The 19,114-nt window shown below is 70.5% G+C and carries 16 protein-coding genes; 9 read left to right on the top strand and 7 right to left on the bottom strand.

The window, feature by feature from the left end; all coding sequences use genetic code 11:
• Positions 1–75: 75 nt before the first annotated feature.
• On the bottom strand, positions 76–258 hold the full coding sequence (locus tag ACFYXK_RS06930) for a hypothetical protein (RefSeq protein ID WP_383515507.1): 183 nt from the start codon (positions 256–258) through the stop codon (positions 76–78).
• 564 nt (positions 259–822) lie between these two features.
• On the opposite strand from ACFYXK_RS06930, the gene ACFYXK_RS06925 reads away from it, so the two are divergent.
• The 8 genes from ACFYXK_RS06925 to ACFYXK_RS06890 all read left to right on the top strand — a co-directional run bounded on the left by ACFYXK_RS06925 (position 823) and on the right by ACFYXK_RS06890 (position 11,194).
• Positions 823–4,509 (top strand): nitrate- and nitrite sensing domain-containing protein, encoded by a 3,687-nt coding sequence (locus tag ACFYXK_RS06925; protein ID WP_389410136.1) that lies wholly within the window; start codon positions 823–825, stop codon positions 4,507–4,509.
• Between the two features lie 9 nt (positions 4,510–4,518).
• On the top strand, positions 4,519–4,932 hold the full coding sequence (locus ACFYXK_RS06920) for a roadblock/LC7 domain-containing protein (RefSeq protein ID WP_007266776.1): 414 nt from the start codon (positions 4,519–4,521) through the stop codon (positions 4,930–4,932).
• Positions 4,933–5,083: 151 nt separating this feature from the next.
• Positions 5,084–5,476 (top strand): DUF742 domain-containing protein, encoded by a 393-nt coding sequence (locus tag ACFYXK_RS06915; protein WP_030859942.1) that lies wholly within the window; start codon positions 5,084–5,086, stop codon positions 5,474–5,476.
• Positions 5,457–6,038 carry an ATP/GTP-binding protein gene (locus ACFYXK_RS06910; RefSeq protein ID WP_048475966.1) on the top strand — a complete coding sequence of 194 codons (582 nt, stop codon included), beginning with the start codon at positions 5,457–5,459 and terminating at the stop codon, positions 6,036–6,038. The genes ACFYXK_RS06915 and ACFYXK_RS06910 overlap by 20 nt, the downstream gene beginning before the upstream one ends.
• A gap of 333 nt (positions 6,039–6,371) precedes the next feature.
• Positions 6,372–9,557, top strand: a complete 3,186-nt coding sequence (locus ACFYXK_RS06905; RefSeq protein WP_389410135.1) for a nitrate- and nitrite sensing domain-containing protein — start codon at positions 6,372–6,374, stop codon at positions 9,555–9,557.
• A gap of 10 nt (positions 9,558–9,567) precedes the next feature.
• On the top strand, positions 9,568–9,981 hold the full coding sequence (locus ACFYXK_RS06900; protein WP_008739857.1) for a roadblock/LC7 domain-containing protein: 414 nt from the start codon (positions 9,568–9,570) through the stop codon (positions 9,979–9,981).
• A gap of 93 nt (positions 9,982–10,074) precedes the next feature.
• Positions 10,075–10,632, top strand: a complete 558-nt coding sequence (locus ACFYXK_RS06895) for a DUF742 domain-containing protein (RefSeq protein ID WP_389410134.1) — start codon at positions 10,075–10,077, stop codon at positions 10,630–10,632.
• Positions 10,613–11,194, top strand: coding sequence for an ATP/GTP-binding protein (locus tag ACFYXK_RS06890; RefSeq protein ID WP_037792108.1), 582 nt, complete (start codon positions 10,613–10,615; stop codon positions 11,192–11,194). The genes ACFYXK_RS06895 and ACFYXK_RS06890 overlap by 20 nt, the downstream gene beginning before the upstream one ends.
• Before the next feature lie 138 nt (positions 11,195–11,332).
• Here ACFYXK_RS06890 and ACFYXK_RS06885 read toward each other — a convergent pair whose 3' ends face one another.
• Together ACFYXK_RS06885 and ACFYXK_RS06880 are read right to left on the bottom strand one after the other, a co-directional pair.
• Positions 11,333–11,536 (bottom strand): acyl-CoA carboxylase subunit epsilon, encoded by a 204-nt coding sequence (locus ACFYXK_RS06885; protein ID WP_383515365.1) that lies wholly within the window; start codon positions 11,534–11,536, stop codon positions 11,333–11,335.
• A 23-nt stretch (positions 11,537–11,559) separates the two neighbouring features.
• Positions 11,560–13,143 carry an acyl-CoA carboxylase subunit beta gene (locus ACFYXK_RS06880; protein ID WP_030304122.1) on the bottom strand — a complete coding sequence of 528 codons (1,584 nt, stop codon included), beginning with the start codon at positions 13,141–13,143 and terminating at the stop codon, positions 11,560–11,562.
• 256 nt (positions 13,144–13,399) lie between these two features.
• On the opposite strand from ACFYXK_RS06880, the gene ACFYXK_RS06875 reads away from it, so the two are divergent.
• Positions 13,400–14,026, top strand: coding sequence for a YceI family protein (locus tag ACFYXK_RS06875; RefSeq protein ID WP_389410133.1), 627 nt, complete (start codon positions 13,400–13,402; stop codon positions 14,024–14,026).
• Between the two features lie 32 nt (positions 14,027–14,058).
• Here ACFYXK_RS06875 and ACFYXK_RS06870 read toward each other — a convergent pair whose 3' ends face one another.
• From ACFYXK_RS06870 to ACFYXK_RS06855, 4 genes are all read right to left on the bottom strand, one after another.
• On the bottom strand, positions 14,059–15,405 hold the full coding sequence (locus tag ACFYXK_RS06870; RefSeq protein ID WP_389410132.1) for a hypothetical protein: 1,347 nt from the start codon (positions 15,403–15,405) through the stop codon (positions 14,059–14,061).
• 99 nt (positions 15,406–15,504) lie between these two features.
• Entirely contained in the window at positions 15,505–17,127 is a 1,623-nt protein-coding gene (cimA, locus tag ACFYXK_RS06865; RefSeq protein ID WP_383515371.1) for a citramalate synthase, read from the bottom strand.
• Between the two features lie 295 nt (positions 17,128–17,422).
• The gene (locus tag ACFYXK_RS06860) at positions 17,423–18,031 is read right to left on the bottom strand and encodes a TetR/AcrR family transcriptional regulator (RefSeq protein WP_365955399.1); all 609 of its coding nucleotides are present in this window, start codon (positions 18,029–18,031) and stop codon (positions 17,423–17,425) included.
• Between the two features lie 29 nt (positions 18,032–18,060).
• Positions 18,061–19,098: an agmatine/peptidylarginine deiminase gene (locus ACFYXK_RS06855; RefSeq protein ID WP_383515374.1), complete on the bottom strand. Its 1,038-nt coding sequence runs from the start codon at positions 19,096–19,098 to the stop codon at positions 18,061–18,063.
• Positions 19,099–19,114 lie beyond the last annotated feature (16 nt).

Here is a 19,114-nt window from a genome sequence, read left to right as displayed (position 1 = left end):
TTCCGCTGGCTGGAGTCTGCGTCCCCAGGCTAACGCGGCGGGCAGCGGCGCTTCGCGCTCCTTTTGCCGAGTGGCTTACTGCGCGGCGGCGACCGGCGCGTCCATCAGGATCGTGCGGCGCGGGTTCGCGGTCTGGGTGGGGAGCTCGACGGCGTGCTCCGGAGCCTCGGCCGCCTGCAGCTCCTCGGCGTCCTTGAGGTGCGCGAGGGTGGTGCGGCGGGGGTTGGCTATGTTGCGGAACATCATCGTCGTCTTCACGGTGTCTCGGGCCCTCGGCTCGGTGGTGGGGTGGGGGTTGTCGGATCCGTCAACCCTGTAAAGGGCAAGGCTAAACATCCGATTCCCCGGCTCAACCGGGAAGTAATGGCCACGGCTGTGTGAGTTTGCTCACCCGTGACCAGGCAATACGGACATAACGGATGGTCAATTTTGGGTGACGAAACGGACATTGCGCCACTGAATCAGCCATTCCGCTCCTGATCATCTCGACTGGGACACCTTGCCAGCCGCCGCGTTTGGATGGCGTAAGTCCGTTTCCTCCTGAAAGGCGGACCACATCGCGTGATCCGGTGGTCACGGGAAGTCACCGACTCCCCGGGCCGACACGCGCACCTTGTTGGAGATCCGCCACTGTGCTGGAATTCGCGGGACCGCCGCGGGAACAGCCGGCGCGCAGGTGGCGCGACACAGCGCCGCGCGCGGCGGCAAGGAGAGGGAGACGCGCCGGTCACCGACGACCACCATGGGGCCGAAATGCCCCACGACTCGACACCGTCCCACCGGTCGCCCGGCGGGACGCCTGGTCCAGAGGTTGCGACGCTAGTGCAGGGACGATTCAAGAGGGATGGCAGCGCTGCGGCGGAGCAGGAGCCGCGCGGCGGGACCGACCGTGGCTCCTCGCCCCAGCACGCCCAGAACCGCGGGCCGGCTGTCGAAGGCGCAGGCAGCGACTCCTCCGCCACCGTGAACGCGGTGAAGGGGAAGGCGCGCCTCAAGCCCCGGGGCAAGGCGAAGAGCGAAGAGCCGGCCGACAAGGACGTGGCGATACCGAAGGCCCCCAGCGGGCCCGGTTCGCGATTCGCCATGCAGAACTGGCGCATCAGCACGCGACTCGTGTCGCTGCTGACCCTGCCGGTCGTCGCCGCCACCACGCTCGGTGGCTTCCGCATCAACGACTCGCTCAACGACATCAGCCAGCTGGAGCACATGCAGCTGCTGACGACGATGACCCGGCAGGCCACCAACCTGGCCGCCATGCTCCAGGAGGAGCGCGACAGGTCCGCGGGTCCGCTGTCGGTCGACAAGTCGGGCAAGCCCAACACCCTCGTCACGGGCGTCCGCGACCAGACCGACGCCGCCGCCAAGGCCTTCGCCGCCGCGACCGACAAGGTCGACAGCGCGCAGGACAAGGACGAGACCCTCAAGTCGATCCGCAACAACATCCTGCAGATCGGCCGCCAGCTCACCGGCATCGAGGAAATCCGCAAGAACGCGTACCGCAACAGCGCCCAGCAGACGGTCACCGAGTACAACGCGCTGATCGTCTCGCTGCTCTCGCTCTCCCAGGACATGGCGCAGGCCACCTCCAGCCCGGAGATGATCAAGCGTACGCGCGCCCTGGCGGCCTTCTCCTCCGCCAAGGAGTACGCCTCGATCCAGCGCGCCGTCATCGCCGCCTCGCTGCCCGACAGCGGCCAGCCCGCCGGCACCCTCACCGAGAACGACCGCCTGTACGCCCTCGCGGCGCTCCGCGGTGAGAGCCAGGCGAAGAAGACCTTCGAACTCGTCTACCAGGGCAAGCCCGAGGAACTCCTCGCGGTCCTCGGCGACGGCAACGCGGAGATCGGCAAGGCGGACCACTACACCCGCCGCGTCCTGTCGACCCAGGGTCAGTTCGCCAAGGAAACGCAGTACCGCTCCTGGATGGACTGGTACGACGCGGACGACACCAAGATCCAGGCGATGAAGCAGATCGAGCTCACCCTGCTCGAGGACATGGAGCAGAAGGCCCGCGAGCTCAAGAACTCCTCGCAGCAGGACGCCATCATCAACGGTGCCCTGATCCTCCTCGTCCTCGGTGTCTCGCTCGTCGGCGCCTTCGTCATGGCGCGGTCGATGATCCGCTCGCTGCGCCGCCTGCAGGACACCGCGACCCGGGTCGCCCAGGACCGACTGCCCGAGCTCGTCAAGCAGCTGTCCGAGTCCGACCCGCAGGACGTGGACACGTCCGTGGAGTCGGTCGGCCTGCACACCCGCGACGAGATCGGCCAGGTGGCCGCGGCCTTCGACGACGTGCACCGCGAGGCCGTCCGCCTCGCCGCCGAGCAGGCCCTCCTCCGGGGCAACGTCAACGCGATGTTCACCAACCTCTCGCGCCGTTCGCAGGGCCTCATCCAGCGCCAGCTCTCGCTCATCTCCGAGCTGGAGTCGCGCGAGGCCGACCCGGACCAGCTGTCCTCGCTCTTCAGGCTCGACCACCTCGCGACCCGCATGCGCCGTAACGGCGAAAACCTCCTCGTCCTCGCGGGCGAGGAGCCGGGCCGCCGGTGGACCCGCCCCGTCCCGCTCGTCGACGTGCTCCGCGCCGCCGCGTCCGAGGTGGAGCAGTACGAGCGCATCGAGCTGGCGTCGGTGCCCGGCACCGATGTCGCCGGCCGCGTCGTCAACGACCTCGTGCACCTGCTCGCCGAGCTGCTGGAGAACGCCACCTCGTTCTCCTCCCCGCAGACCAAGGTCAAGGTCACCGGTCACGCGCTGCCCGACGGCCGCGTGCTCGTCGAGATCCACGACACCGGTATCGGCCTCTCCCCCGAGGACCTCGCCGCGATCAACGAGCGGCTCGCGTCGCCGCCGACCGTGGACGTCTCCGTCTCCCGCCGCATGGGCCTGTTCGTGGTCGGCCGCCTGTCCCTGCGACACGGCATCCGCATCCAGCTGCGCCCGTCCGACTCGGGTGGTACGACGGCCCTCGTCATGCTGCCGGTGGACGTCGCCCAGGGCGGCAAGAAGCCGGGTCCGATGCCGGGCCAGGGCGGTCCCGGTGGCCAGGGCGGTCCCGGTGGTCCGGGCTCCGGCGGTCAGCAGGGCATGCCGGGTGCTTCCGCGCAGGGTTCCGTCCCGGGCGGCGGCGCACGCCAGCCCGTGGGCTCCGGCCCGCAGCGCGGCCAGGTCTCCGGCATGGGCCAGCGTGCCGCGCTGCCGGGACGCGACGGCGCCGCCGGTGCGCAGGGCGGCCCCGGTGCACGTCCGCAGCAGGGCGGCCCCGGCGGGCGTCCGCAGGGCATGCCGGGTGCTCCGACCGGCCAGGGCCAGGGTGCCTTCGGCGGCGGTGCCCCGCTGCCGGGCCGCGGTCCGGCCGGCGGTCCCCCGTCCCGTCCGACGCCCGCACCCACGGCTTCCGGCCAGGCCGGATTCCCGCAGGGCAACGGCTTCGAGCGGCCGCAGACGCCGCAGCAGCCCGCCCCCACGGGCCCGGTCCCCTCGGCCCAGGCGCCCGCCGCCCCGGCTCCGCGCGGCAACCGTCCGCAGCTGCCGCCGCGCGGTGGTGGCCCCCGTCCGGAGCTTCCGGGTACGGGTCCCGCCGGGATCCCGCAGACCACCAGCTGGGGCGCCGACCCGGCGCGCGGCGGCGGCCAGGAGGTCCCGCGCGGCCACGACGAGCTCTCGGGCCCCGGTGCGACGGCCGAGTTCCCCCGTCCGGACTTCAATGCCCCGCGCCCGCCGGCCGGCAACAGCACCACCGGCCAGTTCGAGCGTCCCGACCTGCGGGCCCCGCTGCCCCAGGCCGGCCAGGACATGTCCGGCACCGGGCAGTTCGAGCGCCCGGAGCTGCGCGGTCCGGCGGACCCGTCCACCACGGGCCAGTTCGCCCGCCCGGACTACCCGGCCCCGCGGCCCGGCGGCCCCGGTGTCGGCGGATACGCCCAGCAGCAGTCCCAGGCCCCGCAGTTGCCGCAGGCTCCCCAGCCGGAGGCGCTGCCGCCGGCTCCGAGCACCGGCAACGAGCGCAGCCCGATCTTCGACACGCTGGAGTCGAACTGGTTCCACCAGGAGGGCCAGCAGTCCTCCGGTCAGGCGCCGGCCGCACCCCAGCAGTCCGCCCCGGCTCCGGCTCCCCAGCAGCGCCTGCAGCAGCCGCTGCCGCAGCGCGGCCAGGAGCACGCGGCCGAGCCCGCCCAGGCGGCGAACGGCAGCTCGCCGACCGTCAGCTGGCGGTCCTCGCCGAACGACGAGCTGATGCGGCAGGCCGAGCGCGTGCGCCAGCCCGCCGCCGGCGGCATCACCACCTCGGGGCTGCCCCGCCGAGTACCACGGGCGAACCTCGTGGCCGGCACCGCGCAGCAGCAGGCCGACGCACAGTCCGGCCCGCAGGTCTCGCGAGCGCCGGACGACGTCCGCGGCCGTCTGACCAACCTCCGACGGGGTATCCAGCAGGGCCGTCAGGCCGGCAACAACGGCCCGGCGACCGGCAGTTACCACATCGACCCCACTTACCAGCAGGAGCGTTAGTTGAGTTCGATGAGCCAGGCGGCACAGAACCTGAACTGGTTGATCACCAACTTCGTGGACAACACCCCCGGGGTGTCCCACACGGTGGTGGTCTCCGCCGACGGCCTCCTTCTGGCGATGTCGGAAGGCTTTCCCCGGGACCGCGCCGATCAGCTGGCGGCCGTGGCCTCCGGTCTGACGTCGCTGACCGCAGGAGCCTCCCGCATCTTCGAGGGCGGCGCCGTCAACCAGACCGTGGTCGAGATGGACCGGGGATTCCTCTTCCTCATGTCCGTCTCGGACGGATCCTCGCTGGCCGTACTCGCACACCCCGAATGCGACATCGGCCTCGTCGGCTACGAGATGGCCCTCCTCGTGGACCGCGCCGGCAACGTCCTCACCCCGGACCTGCGCGCGGAGCTGCAGGGAAGCCTGCTCATCTGACGCCACATCTCCCGGCCGGACGGTACTTCCGGCCGGGGGACCGGGGCGCCAGCCCCGGGACCCAGTACCACCGTCAGGCCGTCATACCGTCCCCCCACCGGCCGCCCCGTCAGACGGCACGCTGACCACTGCTGTCCAGCCCGGAGGATCAATGACCCCGCCCCCCGCCTACTCCGATTCGTACGGTGATTCGTACTCGGAAGGCGACCAGCCGCTCGTTCGCCCGTACGCGATGACCGGCGGACGGACCCGGCCGCGCTACCAGCTCGCCATAGAGGCGCTGGTCAGCACCACGGCCGATCCGATGCACCTGTCCGGCCTGCTTCCCGAGCACCAGCGCATCTGCACGCTGTGCCGCGAGGTCAAGTCGGTCGCGGAGGTCTCCGCACTGCTGTCGATGCCGCTCGGTGTCGCCCGGATCCTCGTCGCCGACCTGGCCGAGGCCGGAATGGTGGCCATCCACCAGCCGGGCAATGGAGAGGCCGGCGGCACGCCGGATGTAACGCTGCTCGAAAGGGTGCTCAGTGGACTTCGCAAGCTCTAATGGCGGAACCGCCCGTTCCACCACCTCCGCGAAGATCGTGGTGGCGGGCGGGTTCGGCGTGGGCAAGACCACGTTCGTCGGGGCCGTCTCGGAGATCAATCCGCTGCGCACCGAAGCCGTCATGACCTCCGCGTCGGCCGGCATCGACGATCTGACCCACACCGGGGACAAGACGACCACCACGGTCGCCATGGACTTCGGCCGCATCACCCTGGACCAGGACCTGATCCTGTACCTCTTCGGTACTCCGGGCCAGGACCGGTTCTGGTTCATGTGGGACGACCTCGTCCGCGGCGCCATCGGTGCGATCGTGCTCGTCGACACCCGCCGTCTCGCCGACTGCTTTCCCGCGGTCGACTACTTCGAGAACAGCGGCCTGCCTTTCGTCGTGGCCCTCAACGGCTTCGAGGGACACCAGCCCTACACCCCCGAGGAAGTCCGCGAGGCCCTGCAGATCGGCCCGGACGCTCCGATCATCACCACCGACGCCCGCCACCGGGCGGACGCCAAGAGCGCGCTCATCACGCTGGTCGAGCACGCCCTCATGGCCCGACTCAAGTAACACGATTCGAGTCACGCGGCTCAAGGGGCACCACTCAAGTACCACGGGTTCTTCACAACGTGAGAGGGCGGGCTGTGTCATAGGACACGGCCCGCCCTCTCGGTTCATAACGTTTCGACAGAGAATTGCCGCCAGTTGGACACAGGGTGCGGTCGGCCGGTGCCGCTGCGCGCACGGATGACTCCATTTTTGCTGCCGCTCGCTCTTTATGTCCGATTTATGCGGGACATAAGTCTCTTGGAATGGCTGATTCCAACTGTTTGGAACACGGCCGTTAACCGTGCTGGAATTCAACTAACTAGCTAGTAGCACCGCCGGAAGGTTGTTGGTCGAGTGAGGCGAAGCAACTCGAGCCCCGCGGATGAACCCGCGCGCGGCAACTTCACCCCGCCGCAGCGCGCGGCCGCGTCGCCCGTCGACGTACCCGTGGACCCACCGGCGAAGAGCGGCAGCACCAGCAGGTTCGCACCCCGTAACTGGCGTGTGCCGACCAAGCTGAACGCCATCCTGCTCGTACCCGTCCTCGTCGGACTGGTCATGGGCGGCTTCCAGGTGAAGGGCTCCGTCGACAGCTGGAACGAGGCCAAGGACGCCGAGAAGACGGCCCGCATCGTCCAGGCGGCGGCCGAATACGGCCAGGCCCTCCTGAACGAGCGCGACCTCACGGCCGAACCGCTCCTCAAGGGCGACGCCAACAACTCGGTCGTCACGAAGGCCCGGGAGGCCACCGACGCGGCCAAGGAGAGGTTCGCCCAGGCCTCCAAGGACCTCCCCTCGAACTCGAACCAGGGACTGGCGCGGCGCCTGGAGCTCTTCCGTCTGGAGGAGCCCAAGCTCGCGGCCGTCCGCCAGACGGCGTACACCGCGCAGGAGACGGACAAGAAGAACCCGCCCAGCGCGAACGGTCCGATCCCGACCGAAGAGGGGTACGTGCTCGTCCAGCACTACCTCATGACGTTCTCCAACGAACTCGGCCTGGGCACCGGCAACGTCACCAGCTACGGCCGCATGGTCTACGCGGTCGAGCTGGCCAAGGCCGCCAACTCGCTCCAGCGCTCGGTCGGCACCCACCTGCTGGTCCGCCCCAACGAGAACGAACAGGTCCGCAAGGCCCAGCTCGTCGCCTTCGCCTCGTACGCCTACCTCGAGGACATCGCCATCGGCGAGTACGTCGCGGCCGGCACCGAGGACGACGTGAACCGCCTCAAGGAGGTCATGGGCAAGAAGTCGCAGGAGGGTGCTGCCAAGCTCGCCGCCGCCAAGCAGCAGGCCGAGCAGGCCGGCACCGTCTTCAAGACTCCGCCCATGGTGAACGGCTCCGCGCTCACCGGCATGACCGAGGCGATAGCCGGCGGCGACAACAAGGCCAAGCTCGCCGCGAACGGCACCACGCCCCAGGCCTGGCAGGCCGCGGCCACCGCCAAGTTCGAGGGCTACGCCGAGATCGAGAAGGACCTCCTCGCCAAGGCGGTCAACGACTCCGTCGCGGTCTCCGACGAGGCCCGCAACGACGCCATCTGGACCGGCGCCGTCGTGGTCGTGGCCCTGCTCGCCGCGTTCATCCTGGCCGCCATGATGGCCCGCTCGATGAGCAACTCGATGCGCCGCCTGCGCTCCGCCGCCTTCGACGTCGCCGAGCAGCGCCTGCCGATGCTCGTCGACCAGCTCTCGCGCACCGACCCGGGCAAGGTCGACACCCGTGTCGCGCCGATCCCGATCAACTCCCAGGACGAGATCGGCGAGGTCGCCCGCGCCTTCGACCAGGTCCACCGGGAAGCGGTCCGGCTCGCCGCCGAGCAGGCGCTCCTGCGAGGGAACGTCAACGCGATCTTCACGAACCTCTCCATGCGCAACCAGTCGCTGATCGAGGGCCAGCTGACCCTCATCACCGACCTGGAGAACAACGAGGCCGACCCGGACCAGCTGGAGAACCTCTTCCGCCTGGACCACCTGGCCACGCGTATGCGCCGCAACGGCGAGAACCTCCTCATCCTCGCGGGTGAGGAGCCGGGCCGCCGCTGGGACCAGCCGGTCCCCCTCGTCGACGTCCTGCGCGCCGCCTCCTCCGAGGTGGAGCAGTACGAGCGCATCGAGCTCTCGGGCGTCTCCGAGGCCGAGATCCACGGCCAGGCCGTGACCGACCTCGTGCACCTGCTCGCCGAGCTCCTGGAGAACGCCACCACGTTCTCCTCCCCGCAGACCAAGGTCCGCGTCAACGCCACGCGTCTGCCCGACGGCCGCGTCATGGTCGAGATCCACGACAAGGGCATCGGCCTCACCGCCGAGGACTTCGCGGACATCAACCACAAGCTGGCCAACCCGCCGACCGTGGACGCCGCGATCTCCCAGCGCATGGGTCTCTTCGTGGTCGGCCGGCTGGCGGACCGCCACAGCATCCGGGTCCAGCTGCGCCCCTCGGGCGAGGCCGCCGGCACCACGTCGCTGGTCATGCTGCCCGACGCGATCACCCATGGTGGTGGTGGCGAGGGGATCCCGGACGACGACTTCACCGTGTCCTCGATGATCCCGCAGCAGCAGGCCCAGCAGGCCGTTCCGATGCGTACGGCCGCCGAGCTCGGCTTCGACGACTCCCGCTACGACGGCCAGGGCGGCGACGCCCCCGGGCTCAACCCGGTCGGCCGCTCCCTGGCCCAGCAGGAGCGCAGAGCCGCGCTCGAGGCCCAGGTCTACGGGCAGGAGCAGCAGGCCGAGTACTCCGAGCAGGAGTATGCGGAACCGCAGCCGGAGCACGGGTACCAGCAGTACCAGGACTACGAGCAGCAGCCCGAGCAGGGTTATGACACCTCGTACGACTCCCGGCAGGCCCATGGGGCACAGCAGGGCTACGAGGCGTACCCCCAGCAGGACTACGGCTATCCGGAAGCCGGGTACCAGGATCGCCAGCAGGGCGCCCAGGCGTACGACGGCGGCTTCGGATCCCAGTCGCAGCAGGCCGAGTGGCCCGAGCAGAACACCTACTCCGGCGGCTACCAGCAGGGATACGGGACCGAATCGGAACCCCAGGCCGCTCCCGAACCCGCCGCGGAACGCGTAGGCTTCGACCGTCCGGGCGCCGCTGCCGACACCGGCCACGAAGTGACCGGAGCGGGCCTGCCGCGCCGCGGCAGCCAGCAGCAGTGGCAGCCGGCACAGAAGGAAACGGAGTCCTCCGGATCCCTCTTCGAGCAGCGGCCGCCGCGACAGCAGCAGCCCGCCGCCCCGGAGCGGGACGAGGAGGGCGGCAACGACTGGCGCTCGAACAACGACGAGCGCTGGCAGCAGGCCGCAAAGCTCCGTGAGCCGAAGGCGGGCGGGGTCACCCCGTCCGGTCTCCCTCGGCGCGTGCCCAAGGCCAACCTGGTCGAGGGTGCGGCGGAGACGACCCCGCAGGGCGGCCCCCAGGTCTCCCGCGCACCGGAGGACGTCCGCGGCAGGTTGAGCAACCTGCGGCGCGGTGTCCAGCAGGGACGCAGCGCGGGTTCCGAGCAGTCAAGTAACAGCTATGACCAGGAGCGTTAGTGTGAGCCCGATGAGCCAGGCGGCACAGAACCTGAACTGGTTGATCACCAACTTCGTGGACAACACCCCCGGGGTGTCCCACACGGTGGTGGTCTCCGCCGACGGCCTTCTTCTGGCGATGTCCGACGGATTCCCGCGCGACCGCGCCGATCAGCTGGCGGCCGTGGCCTCCGGTCTGACGTCGCTGACCGCAGGAGCCTCCCGCATCTTCGAGGGTGGCGCCGTCAACCAGACCGTGGTCGAGATGGACCGGGGATTCCTCTTCCTCATGTCCGTCTCGGACGGATCCTCGCTCGCGGTGCTCGCGCACCCCGAGTGCGACATCGGCCTCGTGGGCTACGAGATGGCCCTCCTTGTGGACCGAGCAGGCAGTGTTCTCACTCCGGAACTGCGCTCGGAGCTGCAGGGAAGTCTTCTCAACTAGCAAACAGGCAGTGCGTTTCGCGTCATCGCACCATAGGGTGCGGTGGCGCGGTTCCACAGGGAGTACTGCGTTCTTGGAGTCGGAGGAGGAAACGTGACAACACCCGGAGGTCATCCTTATGGCGGCGCGCAGCAGCCGCAGGGTGGGCAGCACGACCAGAACCGCTTCAACTTTCCCTCCGCTCCCAGCCGGCCCGTGCCGGAGCACAACCCCTACCAGCAGCCGTACGGCCAGCCCCAGCAGGTCCAGCCGCCTCAGCGGCCTTCGCAGCGGCCCCACCGGGGTACGCAGCCGCAGGCCCCCAAGGCCCACAACCCGCTGGTGCGCCCGTACGCGATGACCGGCGGCCGTACCCGGCCGCGCTACCAGCTCGCCATCGAGGCGCTGGTCAGTACCACGGCAGACCCCGCGCGGCTGCAAGGGCAGTTGCCCGAGCACCAGCGCATCTGCCGTCTGTGCCAGGAGATCAAATCCGTCGCGGAGATCTCGGCACTTCTCTCCATTCCTCTTGGTGTCGCCCGCATCCTCGTAGCCGACCTGGCGGAGGCGGGCCTTGTCGCCATTCACCAGCCCGGCGGCGACGAGTCTGCCGGTGGCCAGCCAGATGTGACACTGCTCGAAAGGGTGCTCAGTGGACTTCGCAAGCTCTAACGGCGGAGCGGCTCGCTCCACCACCTCCGCGAAGATCGTGGTGGCGGGCGGCTTCGGCGTGGGCAAGACCACGTTCGTCGGCGCGGTCTCCGAGATCAACCCGCTGCGCACCGAAGCCGTCATGACCTCCGCGTCGGCCGGCATCGACGATCTGACCCACACCGGGGACAAGACGACCACCACGGTCGCCATGGACTTCGGCCGCATCACCCTGGACCAGGACCTGATCCTGTACCTCTTCGGTACTCCGGGCCAGGACCGGTTCTGGTTCATGTGGGACGACCTCGTCCGCGGCGCCATCGGCGCCGTCGTGCTCGTCGACACCCGCCGCCTCGCCGACTGCTTCCCCGCGGTCGACTACTTCGAGAACAGCGGCCTGCCCTTCGTCATCGCCCTCAACGGCTTCGACGGGCACCAGCCGTACACGCCGGAGGAAGTCCGCGAGGCCCTGCAGATCGGCCCGGACGCCCCGATCATCACCACCGACGCCCGCCACCGCGCGGACGCCAAGAGCGCGCTCATCACGCTCGTCGAGCACGCCCTCATGGCCCGCCTGCGCTAGGCGCCACGGCCGACGCGGAAGGCCCCCGCACTCCTCGGAGTGCGGGGGCCTTCCCCTTGGGTGCCCGCGGCCGCGCACGACGAAGCCCCGGACGTACGGGCATTCGTACGTCCGGGGCTTCGTGAGGCTCTGCGGGGACTAGCCCTGCCAGCTGTGCGGGGCGCGGAAGCCGGGGGTGCGCTCCAGGCGCCGCCAGCGGGCCTGGGAGCCGATGCGGTGCACCGGGCGGGCCTCCGGGGTGGCCGCGGCGCGGGCCAGCAGGATCGCGGTGATCGCGGCCAGCTCCTCGGGGGCGGCGTTGCCCTTTTCGACGCGCAGCAGGGTGTCGGCAGTCTTGCTCATGGGTGGCAGGTCTCCTTCGCTGGTTACTGCGGCGGGTTGCCGTGCTTGCGGGACGGCAGATCGGCGTGCTTGCTGCGGAGCATCGCCAGGGCGCTGATCAGGGTTTCGCGGGTCTCGGCCGGGTCGATGACGTCGTCGACGAGACCGCGTTCGGCGGCGTAGTACGGGTGCATCAGCTCGGCCTTGTACTCCTTGACCATGCGCGCGCGCATCGCCTCGGGGTCCTCGGCCTCCGCGATCTGCTTGCGGAAGATGACGTTGGCGGCGCCCTCGGCACCCATGACCGCGATCTCGTTCGTCGGCCAGGCGTAGGTGATGTCCGCGCCGATGGACTGGGAGTCCATGACGATGTACGCGCCGCCGTAGGCCTTGCGCAGGATCAGCGAGATCCGCGGGACCGTGGCGTTGCAGTACGCGTACAGGAGCTTGGCGCCGTGGCGGATGATGCCGCCGTGCTCCTGGTCGACGCCCGGCAGGAAGCCGGGGACGTCCAGCAGCGTGATGATCGGGATGTTGAAGGCGTCGCACATCTGGACGAAGCGCGCGGCCTTCTCGGAGGCCTCGATGTCGAGGACGCCCGCGAGGTGGCCGGGCTGGTTCGCGACGATGCCGACGACCTGGCCGTCGAGCCGGGCCAGGGCGCAGATGATGTTGCGGGCCCAGCGCTCGTGGATCTCGAGGACGTCGCCTTCGTCGACGAGCTCCTCGATCACCTTGAGCATGTCGTACGGGCGGTTGCCGTCCGCCGGGACCAGGTCCAGCAGGACGTCCGAGCGCCGGTCGGCGGGGTCGGAGGTCTCGTGGACCGGCGGGTTCTCCCGGTTGTTGGAGGGCAGCATCGAGATGAGGTAGCGCACCTCGGAGATGCAGGTCTCCTCGTCGTCGTACGCGAAGTGCGCGACGCCGGAGGTCTCGGCGTGCACGTCGGCGCCGCCGAGGCCGTTCTGGGAGATCTCCTCGCCGGTGACGGCGCGGACGACGTCGGGGCCGGTGATGAACATCTGCGAGGTCTCGCGGACCATGAACACGAAGTCCGTCAGGGCCGGCGAGTACGCGGCGCCGCCGGCGCACGGGCCCAGCATGACCGAGATCTGCGGGATGACACCCGAGGCCTTGGTGTTGCGCTGGAAGATGCCGCCGTAGCCGGCGAGCGCGGAGACGCCCTCCTGGATGCGGGCGCCGGCGCCGTCGTTCAGGGAGACCAGCGGGGCACCTGCCGCGATGGCCATGTCCATGATCTTGTGGATCTTCGTGGCGTGGGCCTCGCCCAGGGCGCCGCCGAAGATGCGGAAGTCGTGCGCGTAGACGAAGACCGTGCGGCCCTCGACCGTGCCCCAGCCGGTGATGACACCGTCGGTGTACGGCTTCTTGCCCTCCAGGCCGAAGCCGGTCGCCCGGTGGCGGCGCAGCTGTTCGACCTCCTTGAAGGAACCCTCGTCGAGCAGCAGCGCGATGCGCTCGCGCGCGGTCAGCTTGCCCTTGGCGTGCTGCGCCTCGGTCGCCCGGTCACTGGGTCCACGCCGCGCCTGCTCGCGCAGGGAGTGCAGCTCGGCCACGCGCCCGCGGGCGTCCGTCGGCTCGCTCGGAGTCTGGTCCACAACGGTCATGTATCGACCTTACGAAGCGGTCGAAGAAAAACCTCCGTTGGTTCCACACAGTCTCGGGTGTGTTCCGCTGTCCGGCCCGGACAGAACCGCCACGTGATGCGCGGACACCACCAGGCGGGGCCCCCCTCCTTTGTGGAGTGTCCACAAAAGGGCGCGATACGCCTCCCAGATGTTGAAATTTGAACGGAATAGGTCTAGCGTCAGTCTCGTTGAAAGTTCAACCAACACCGAGCAGGACGCCCCGAAGGAGCAGATCATGGGTCTCTTCACCCGCCGCAGCCAGACCGCGCACATCCAGGACGGTGCCGACACCGCCGTCGCCACCCTCGAGGTGGACCCGGCCCTGGCGGCCCTCACCGGCGACTACGTCATCGACGCCGCCCACAGCAGCATCGGCTTCACCGTCCGCCACGCGATGGTGACCAACGTCCGCGGCAACTTCTCCGACTACGCCGGCACCCTCCAGCTGGACGGCAGCGACCCGGCCTGCTCCGCCGCCTCCCTCGAGGTGAAGGTCGCCTCCGTGGACACCGGCATCGCCGACCGCGACGGCCACCTGCGCAGCGGGGACTTCTTCGACACGGAGGCCTTCCCGCTGATGACCTTCCGCTCCACCCGGGCGGCCCAGCTCGGCGGCGACAAGTACCGCATCACCGGCGAGCTGACGATCAAGGACGTCACCCGCCCGCTCTCCATCGACCTGGAGTTCAACGGCTCGGCCACCGACGTCTACGGCAACGAGCGCGTGGGCTTCGAGGGCTCCGCCGAGATCCTTCGCTCCGACTGGGGCCTGACCTGGAACGCGGCGCTGGAGGCCGGCGGCGTCATGGTCAGCGACAAGGTGAAGCTGACCTTCGACATCTCGGCCATCAAGCAGGCTTGAGCCGCCCGACGCCGCCGGGACCGGGGGCGGTCCTAGAAGCCGCCCCCACCGTCGAAGCCGCCGCCGCCGTCGAATCCACCGCCGCCGCCGAAGTCCCCTCCCCCGAAGTCGGAGGAGTCGAAGTCGGCGCCGGAGTAGTCCCCGCCGTCGTAGCCGCCCATGTCGGAGGCGTAGGCGGGGCTCGACATCATCGAGCCGAGCAGCGTGCCCACGAGCAGGCCGGGCAGGATGCCGCCGCCGAAGTATCCGCCCGCCCAGGGGCCGTACGCCGGACCGGCGTCGTAGTACGGGCGCGGCCCGTACTCGGTGTCGACCGTGCGGACCATCGGGTCCTTGCCCTCGCGCAGGCGGACGGCGTCCGCCGCGCACACGGGGACGGTACGCGCCGCCCCGCCGGCCGGCGCCCAGCCGGCATCCTCCGTACTCGGCCCGTGCCGCGGGTCGAAGAAGCAGGGCGAACGGCGTTCGGGCAGCGCCCTGCCCTGACGGCGGGCATCGAGGCTCGCCAGCGCGAACCGGCCGTCCTCCAGGGCCTGGGTGACTCCCCTGACCTCGTCGGGGTGCCGGACCGAGGCCATGATGTCCTTGGCCTTCTCGTACGAGTCGAGGCCCTTCTCGTAGTCCGCCCGCATGGCGTCGTCCGCGCCGGGCTCACCGGGGTGGAAGTCGAGCCGGTCGAGCTCCTCGCCGAACGCGGTGATGTCCTCGTCGACGACCACGCGCAGCTTCTCGATGGCCTCGCGCTCCGCCTCTTCCTTCTTCCTGCGGTTGCGCCGCACCAGCGCGTACGCACCGCCGCCGCCGATGGCGGCCACCGCCCCGAGCGTGATCAGCCCGCCGACCGGGACCCCGCCACTGCTGCCGGAGTCACCCCAGGAGGCCGGGGCGCCGCCCCTGGCCTGGGCCAGGGCCTGGTCCACGAAGTTGTTCAGCTGCGTGCCCGCGTCCACGGGCCCGCCGGCCTTCACGGCATCGGTCAGGTTGCGGACGGCGTTGGCGGGCATGACGGCCCGGTCGGCGCCCGCGTCGAAGCCGTCGCCGAGCCGGATCGCGTAGAGCCCGGTGATGCCGGTCTCGGCCCGGACCGTACGCAGCACGCTGTCGGCGGGGAACTCCGCGGTGGCCGGCAGCACGGCGACGAACACCGGCTTACCGGCATCCTTGATCTTCTTGGCCAGCGCGTCCGCCTGGGCCTTCGGCAGCTGCGCCTCGGCGCGGGGGTCCACGTAGACCGGGCCCTGCTTGAGGGCCTCCGCCACGGCAGCGGGTCCGGTGGCCGCCGATGCCTGCGGGGCGGCCACGAGGGCGGTCGCGGACAGGGCCAGCAGCAGACCGGCCAGCAGCCGACCTGAACGTACGGGTATCAGCCTGGTCCTCATGTCCCCGACGCTACCGGAACCGCCACTTTCCTGTGTGAGCTGGACATAAACCCCACCGCCCCGCCACGGGGGCGGGGTGGTGGGGCGGGTGGGGCCCGGCTACTCGGCGGGCTCCACGCCGGCGTGGAGGAGGCCGTACGTGATGGCGTCCTCCAGGGCCTGCCAGGACGCGGCGATCACGTTCGGGGCGACGCCCACCGTGGACCACTCGCGGCTGCCGTCCGTCGTGGCGATGAGGACGCGGGTCGTGGACTCCGTACCGTGCTTGCCCTCCAGGATGCGGACCTTGTAGTCGATCAGCTCGAACTTGGCCAGCTGGGGGTAGAACCGCTCGAGGGCGACCCGCAGCGCCCGGTCCAGGGCGTTGACCGGGCCGTTGCCCTCCGCCGTGGCGACGATCCGCTCGCCCTTGGCCCACAGCTTCACCGTGGCCTCGTTGGCGTGGGTGCCGTCCGGGCGGTCCTCGACGATGGCCCGCCACGACTCCGTACGGAAGTACTTGCGGGCGCGGCCCTCGACCTCCGCGCGCAGCAGCAGCTCGAACGAGGCGTCGGCCGCCTCGTACGTGTAGCCCGACAGCTCCCGCTCCTTGACCCGCTCGACGACGCGGGAGACCAGCGCGCGGTCCCCGCCGAGGTCGACGCCGAGCTCCTTGCCCTTGAGCTCGATGGAGGCGCGCCCGGCCATGTCGGAGACCAGCATGCGCATGGTGTTGCCGACCCGCTCGGGGTCGATGTGCTGGTACAGGTCCGGGTCGACCTTGATGGCCGAGGCGTGCAGGCCCGCCTTGTGCGCGAAGGCCGAGACGCCGACGTACGGCTGGTGCGTGGACGGGGTCAGGTTCACGACCTCGGCGATGGCGTGCGAGATGCGGGTCATCTCGGCGAGCGCGCCGACGGGCAGCACCTGGCGCCCGTACTTGATCTCCAGCGCGGCCACGACGGGGAAGAGGTTGGCGTTGCCGACCCGCTCGCCGTAGCCGTTCGCGGTGCACTGCACGTGCGTGGCCCCGGCATCGACGGCGGCCAGGGTGTTGGCGACGGCGCAGCCGGTGTCGTCCTGGGCGTGGATGCCCAGGCGGGCCCCGGTGTCGGCGAGTACGGTCGCGACCACGGCGGTCACCTGGGCCGGCAGCATGCCGCCGTTGGTGTCGCAGAGGATGACGACGTCGGCGCCCGCCTCGTGGGCGGTGCGCACGACCGACTTCGCGTACTCGGCGTTGGCCCGGTAGCCGTCGAAGAAGTGCTCGCAGTCGACGAAGACGCGGCGGCCCTGGGCGACCAGGTGGGAGACCGTGTCCCGGACCATCTCCAGGTTCTCGTCCAGCGTGGTGCGCAGGGCGAGCTCGACGTGCCGGTCGTGGGACTTGGCGACCAGGGTGATCACGGGGGCGCCCGACTCGAGCAGCGCCCGCACCTGCGGGTCCTCGGCGGCCGAGCCGCCCGCCCGCCGGGTCGCGCCGAAGGCCACCAACTGGGCGTGCTTGAAGTCGATCTCGGCCCGGGCGCGGGCGAAGAACTCGGTGTCGCGGGGGTTGGCCCCCGGCCAGCCGCCCTCGATGAAGCCCACTCCGAAGTCGTCCAGGTGCCGTGCGATCGTCAGCTTGTCGGCGACGGTGAGGTTGATGCCCTCACGCTGGGCGCCGTCGCGCAGGGTGGTGTCGAAGACGTGGAAGCTGTCGTCGGGGCCCTGAGCCGGGTCCGTCGCCTCTGTCGTCGTCATGCTGATCTGACTCCTGTCGGATGAGTGGTTCCGGATACCCGCCCCAGGGCGGGCCGCCTCCACTGCCCCCATCATCCCGCGCAGTGCGTTCCCGGCAGGAATGGAGCCGGGAAACGAAAAGACCTCTCGCGGGTGCGAGAGGTCTGCGCGCGGGTCTGGGGCACGATGGCCGCTTCCGCGAAGGTCTTCCACGGTTCAGCGGCCACTGCGGACCGGCGCGCTGCTGTCCATAATCATGAGCTGAGCAGGCACATCCGCAGTGTGTCATACCGTCTCACCGCAAGAGCGGCGCGTCTCACGATACGAGAGCCTCGTCGAGGAATTCCGAGACGTGGGCCAGGATGTCCGCCCGCCCTATCCCGGGCAGGCCGACGGCGACCTGGATGCTGAACCCGTCGAGCAGGGCCCGCAGCCGGGCGCCGAAGCGGTCGGGGTCCACGGGCCGGAACTCCCCGCGCGAGACGCCCTCGGCGAGCAGGGCCACCAGGTCGCGGTGCCAGGCGCCCTCGATGGCGGCCTGGCGCTCGCGTTCCTGCGCGCCCGCGTTCTGCGAGCGGTTCCAGACCTCCAGCCACAGGGTCCAGTGCGGGTCCCGGGCCTCCTCGGGCACGTACAGGTCCACGTACGCCTGCAGGCGCTCGCGTGCCGGGCCGCGGCGGGAGAGCAGGGCCCGCCGCTTCGCGCCCAGGGCCGCCTCGCTCCACTCCAGCGTCTGCAGCAGGAGCTCGTCCTTGCTGCCGAAGTAGTAGAGGAGGTGGCCGCTGCTCATGCCGACCTGGCGGCCCAGCCCGGCCATGGTCAGGCCCTCCAGGCCGCGCTCGGCGATCGTGGCCATGGCGGCGACGAGTACGTCCTCGCGCGGCGGCGCGTTCTTCCGCACCGCGCGCACTCCACCCGCCGCCATGGGCCACTCCTTCGTCGATCCGCCTCGGGTCAGACCTTCGGCTGCTGCTGGGTGATGCAGTGGATTCCGCCACCCCCGGCGAAAATCGTACGTGCGTCGACCAGGGTCACGGTCCGCTCGGGGAACAGGCCGCGGAAGATCTCGGCGGCCTCCTCGTCGCGCGGGTCGTCGAAGGAGCACAGCACGACGCCGCCGTTGCACAGGTAGTGGTTGATGTAGGAGTAGTCCACCCACTCCCCGTCCTCCTCCAGCACGGTCGGCGCGGGGATCTCCACGACCTCCAGCTGCCGGCCCTGCGCGTCGGTGGACGCGCGCAGGATGGCGGCGATGGTCTTGCAGCGCTCGTGGTCCGGGTGGGCCGGGTCGGGCTGGGTGTGGACCATCACCACGCCGGGGCGGGCGAAGGCGGCCACGATGTCGACGTGGCCCTGCGTGCCGTAGGTGCCGTAGTCGCCGGCCAGGCCGTAGGGGAGCCAGATCGCCTTGGTGGTGCCGAGGTGGGCGTGGATCTCCTCCTCGACCTGCTGGCGGGTCCAGTCGGGGTTGCGCCCGGCGCCCAGCTGCACGGTGTCGGTGAGGAGCACGGTGCCCTCGCCGTCGACGTGGATCGCGCCGCCCTCGTTGACCAGCGGGGTGCTGTACGTACGGGTGCCGGCCAGGTCCGAGACGTATCGGGCGATCTTGGAGTCGTGCTCCCAGCGGGCCCATTCCTGGGCGCCCCAGCCGTTGAAGGTCCAGTCCACGGCGGCCAGCTCGCCGGCCTCGTTGGTGACGAAGGTCGGGCCGATGTCGCGCATCCAGGCGTCGTCGAGCTCGCGCTCCACCAGCTGCACGTCCTCGCCGACGACCGCTCGGGCGCTCTCGGCGTCGCCGGGCGAGACGACCAGGGTCACGGGCTCGTACGCGCGCACGGCGCGGGCGACGGCGCCCCAGGCCTCGCGGGCCTCGGCGAGCTCCTGCTCGTTGGTGAAGGTCGGGTTCGGGCTGGGCCAGGCCATCCAGGTCCGCTCGTGGGGCATCCACTCGGCGGGCATCCGGAAACCGTGGTCCGTGGGCTTTGCAGTCATGGCAGGGGTCCTTACG

Source organism: Streptomyces sp. NPDC002209 (genome assembly GCF_042890265.1).
Classification (GTDB): domain Bacteria; phylum Actinomycetota; class Actinomycetes; order Streptomycetales; family Streptomycetaceae; genus Streptomyces.
This window is presented reverse-complemented; position numbering and strand designations above follow the sequence as displayed.

Coding starts and splice junctions, on each gene's coding strand:
- ACFYXK_RS06920 (WP_007266776.1), top strand. CDS start 4,519: ATGAGCCAGGCGGCACAGAACCTGAACTGGTTGATCACCAACTTCGTG.
- ACFYXK_RS06915 (WP_030859942.1), top strand. CDS start 5,084: ATGACCCCGCCCCCCGCCTACTCCGATTCGTACGGTGATTCGTACTCG.
- ACFYXK_RS06900 (WP_008739857.1), top strand. CDS start 9,568: ATGAGCCAGGCGGCACAGAACCTGAACTGGTTGATCACCAACTTCGTG.
- ACFYXK_RS06885 (WP_383515365.1), bottom strand. CDS start 11,536: ATGAGCAAGACTGCCGACACCCTGCTGCGCGTCGAAAAGGGCAACGCC.
- ACFYXK_RS06880 (WP_030304122.1), bottom strand. CDS start 13,143: ATGACCGTTGTGGACCAGACTCCGAGCGAGCCGACGGACGCCCGCGGG.
- ACFYXK_RS06875 (WP_389410133.1), top strand. CDS start 13,400: ATGGGTCTCTTCACCCGCCGCAGCCAGACCGCGCACATCCAGGACGGT.
- ACFYXK_RS06870 (WP_389410132.1), bottom strand. CDS start 15,405: ATGAGGACCAGGCTGATACCCGTACGTTCAGGTCGGCTGCTGGCCGGT.
- cimA (WP_383515371.1), bottom strand. CDS start 17,127: ATGACGACGACAGAGGCGACGGACCCGGCTCAGGGCCCCGACGACAGC.
- ACFYXK_RS06860 (WP_365955399.1), bottom strand. CDS start 18,031: ATGGCGGCGGGTGGAGTGCGCGCGGTGCGGAAGAACGCGCCGCCGCGC.
- ACFYXK_RS06855 (WP_383515374.1), bottom strand. CDS start 19,098: ATGACTGCAAAGCCCACGGACCACGGTTTCCGGATGCCCGCCGAGTGG.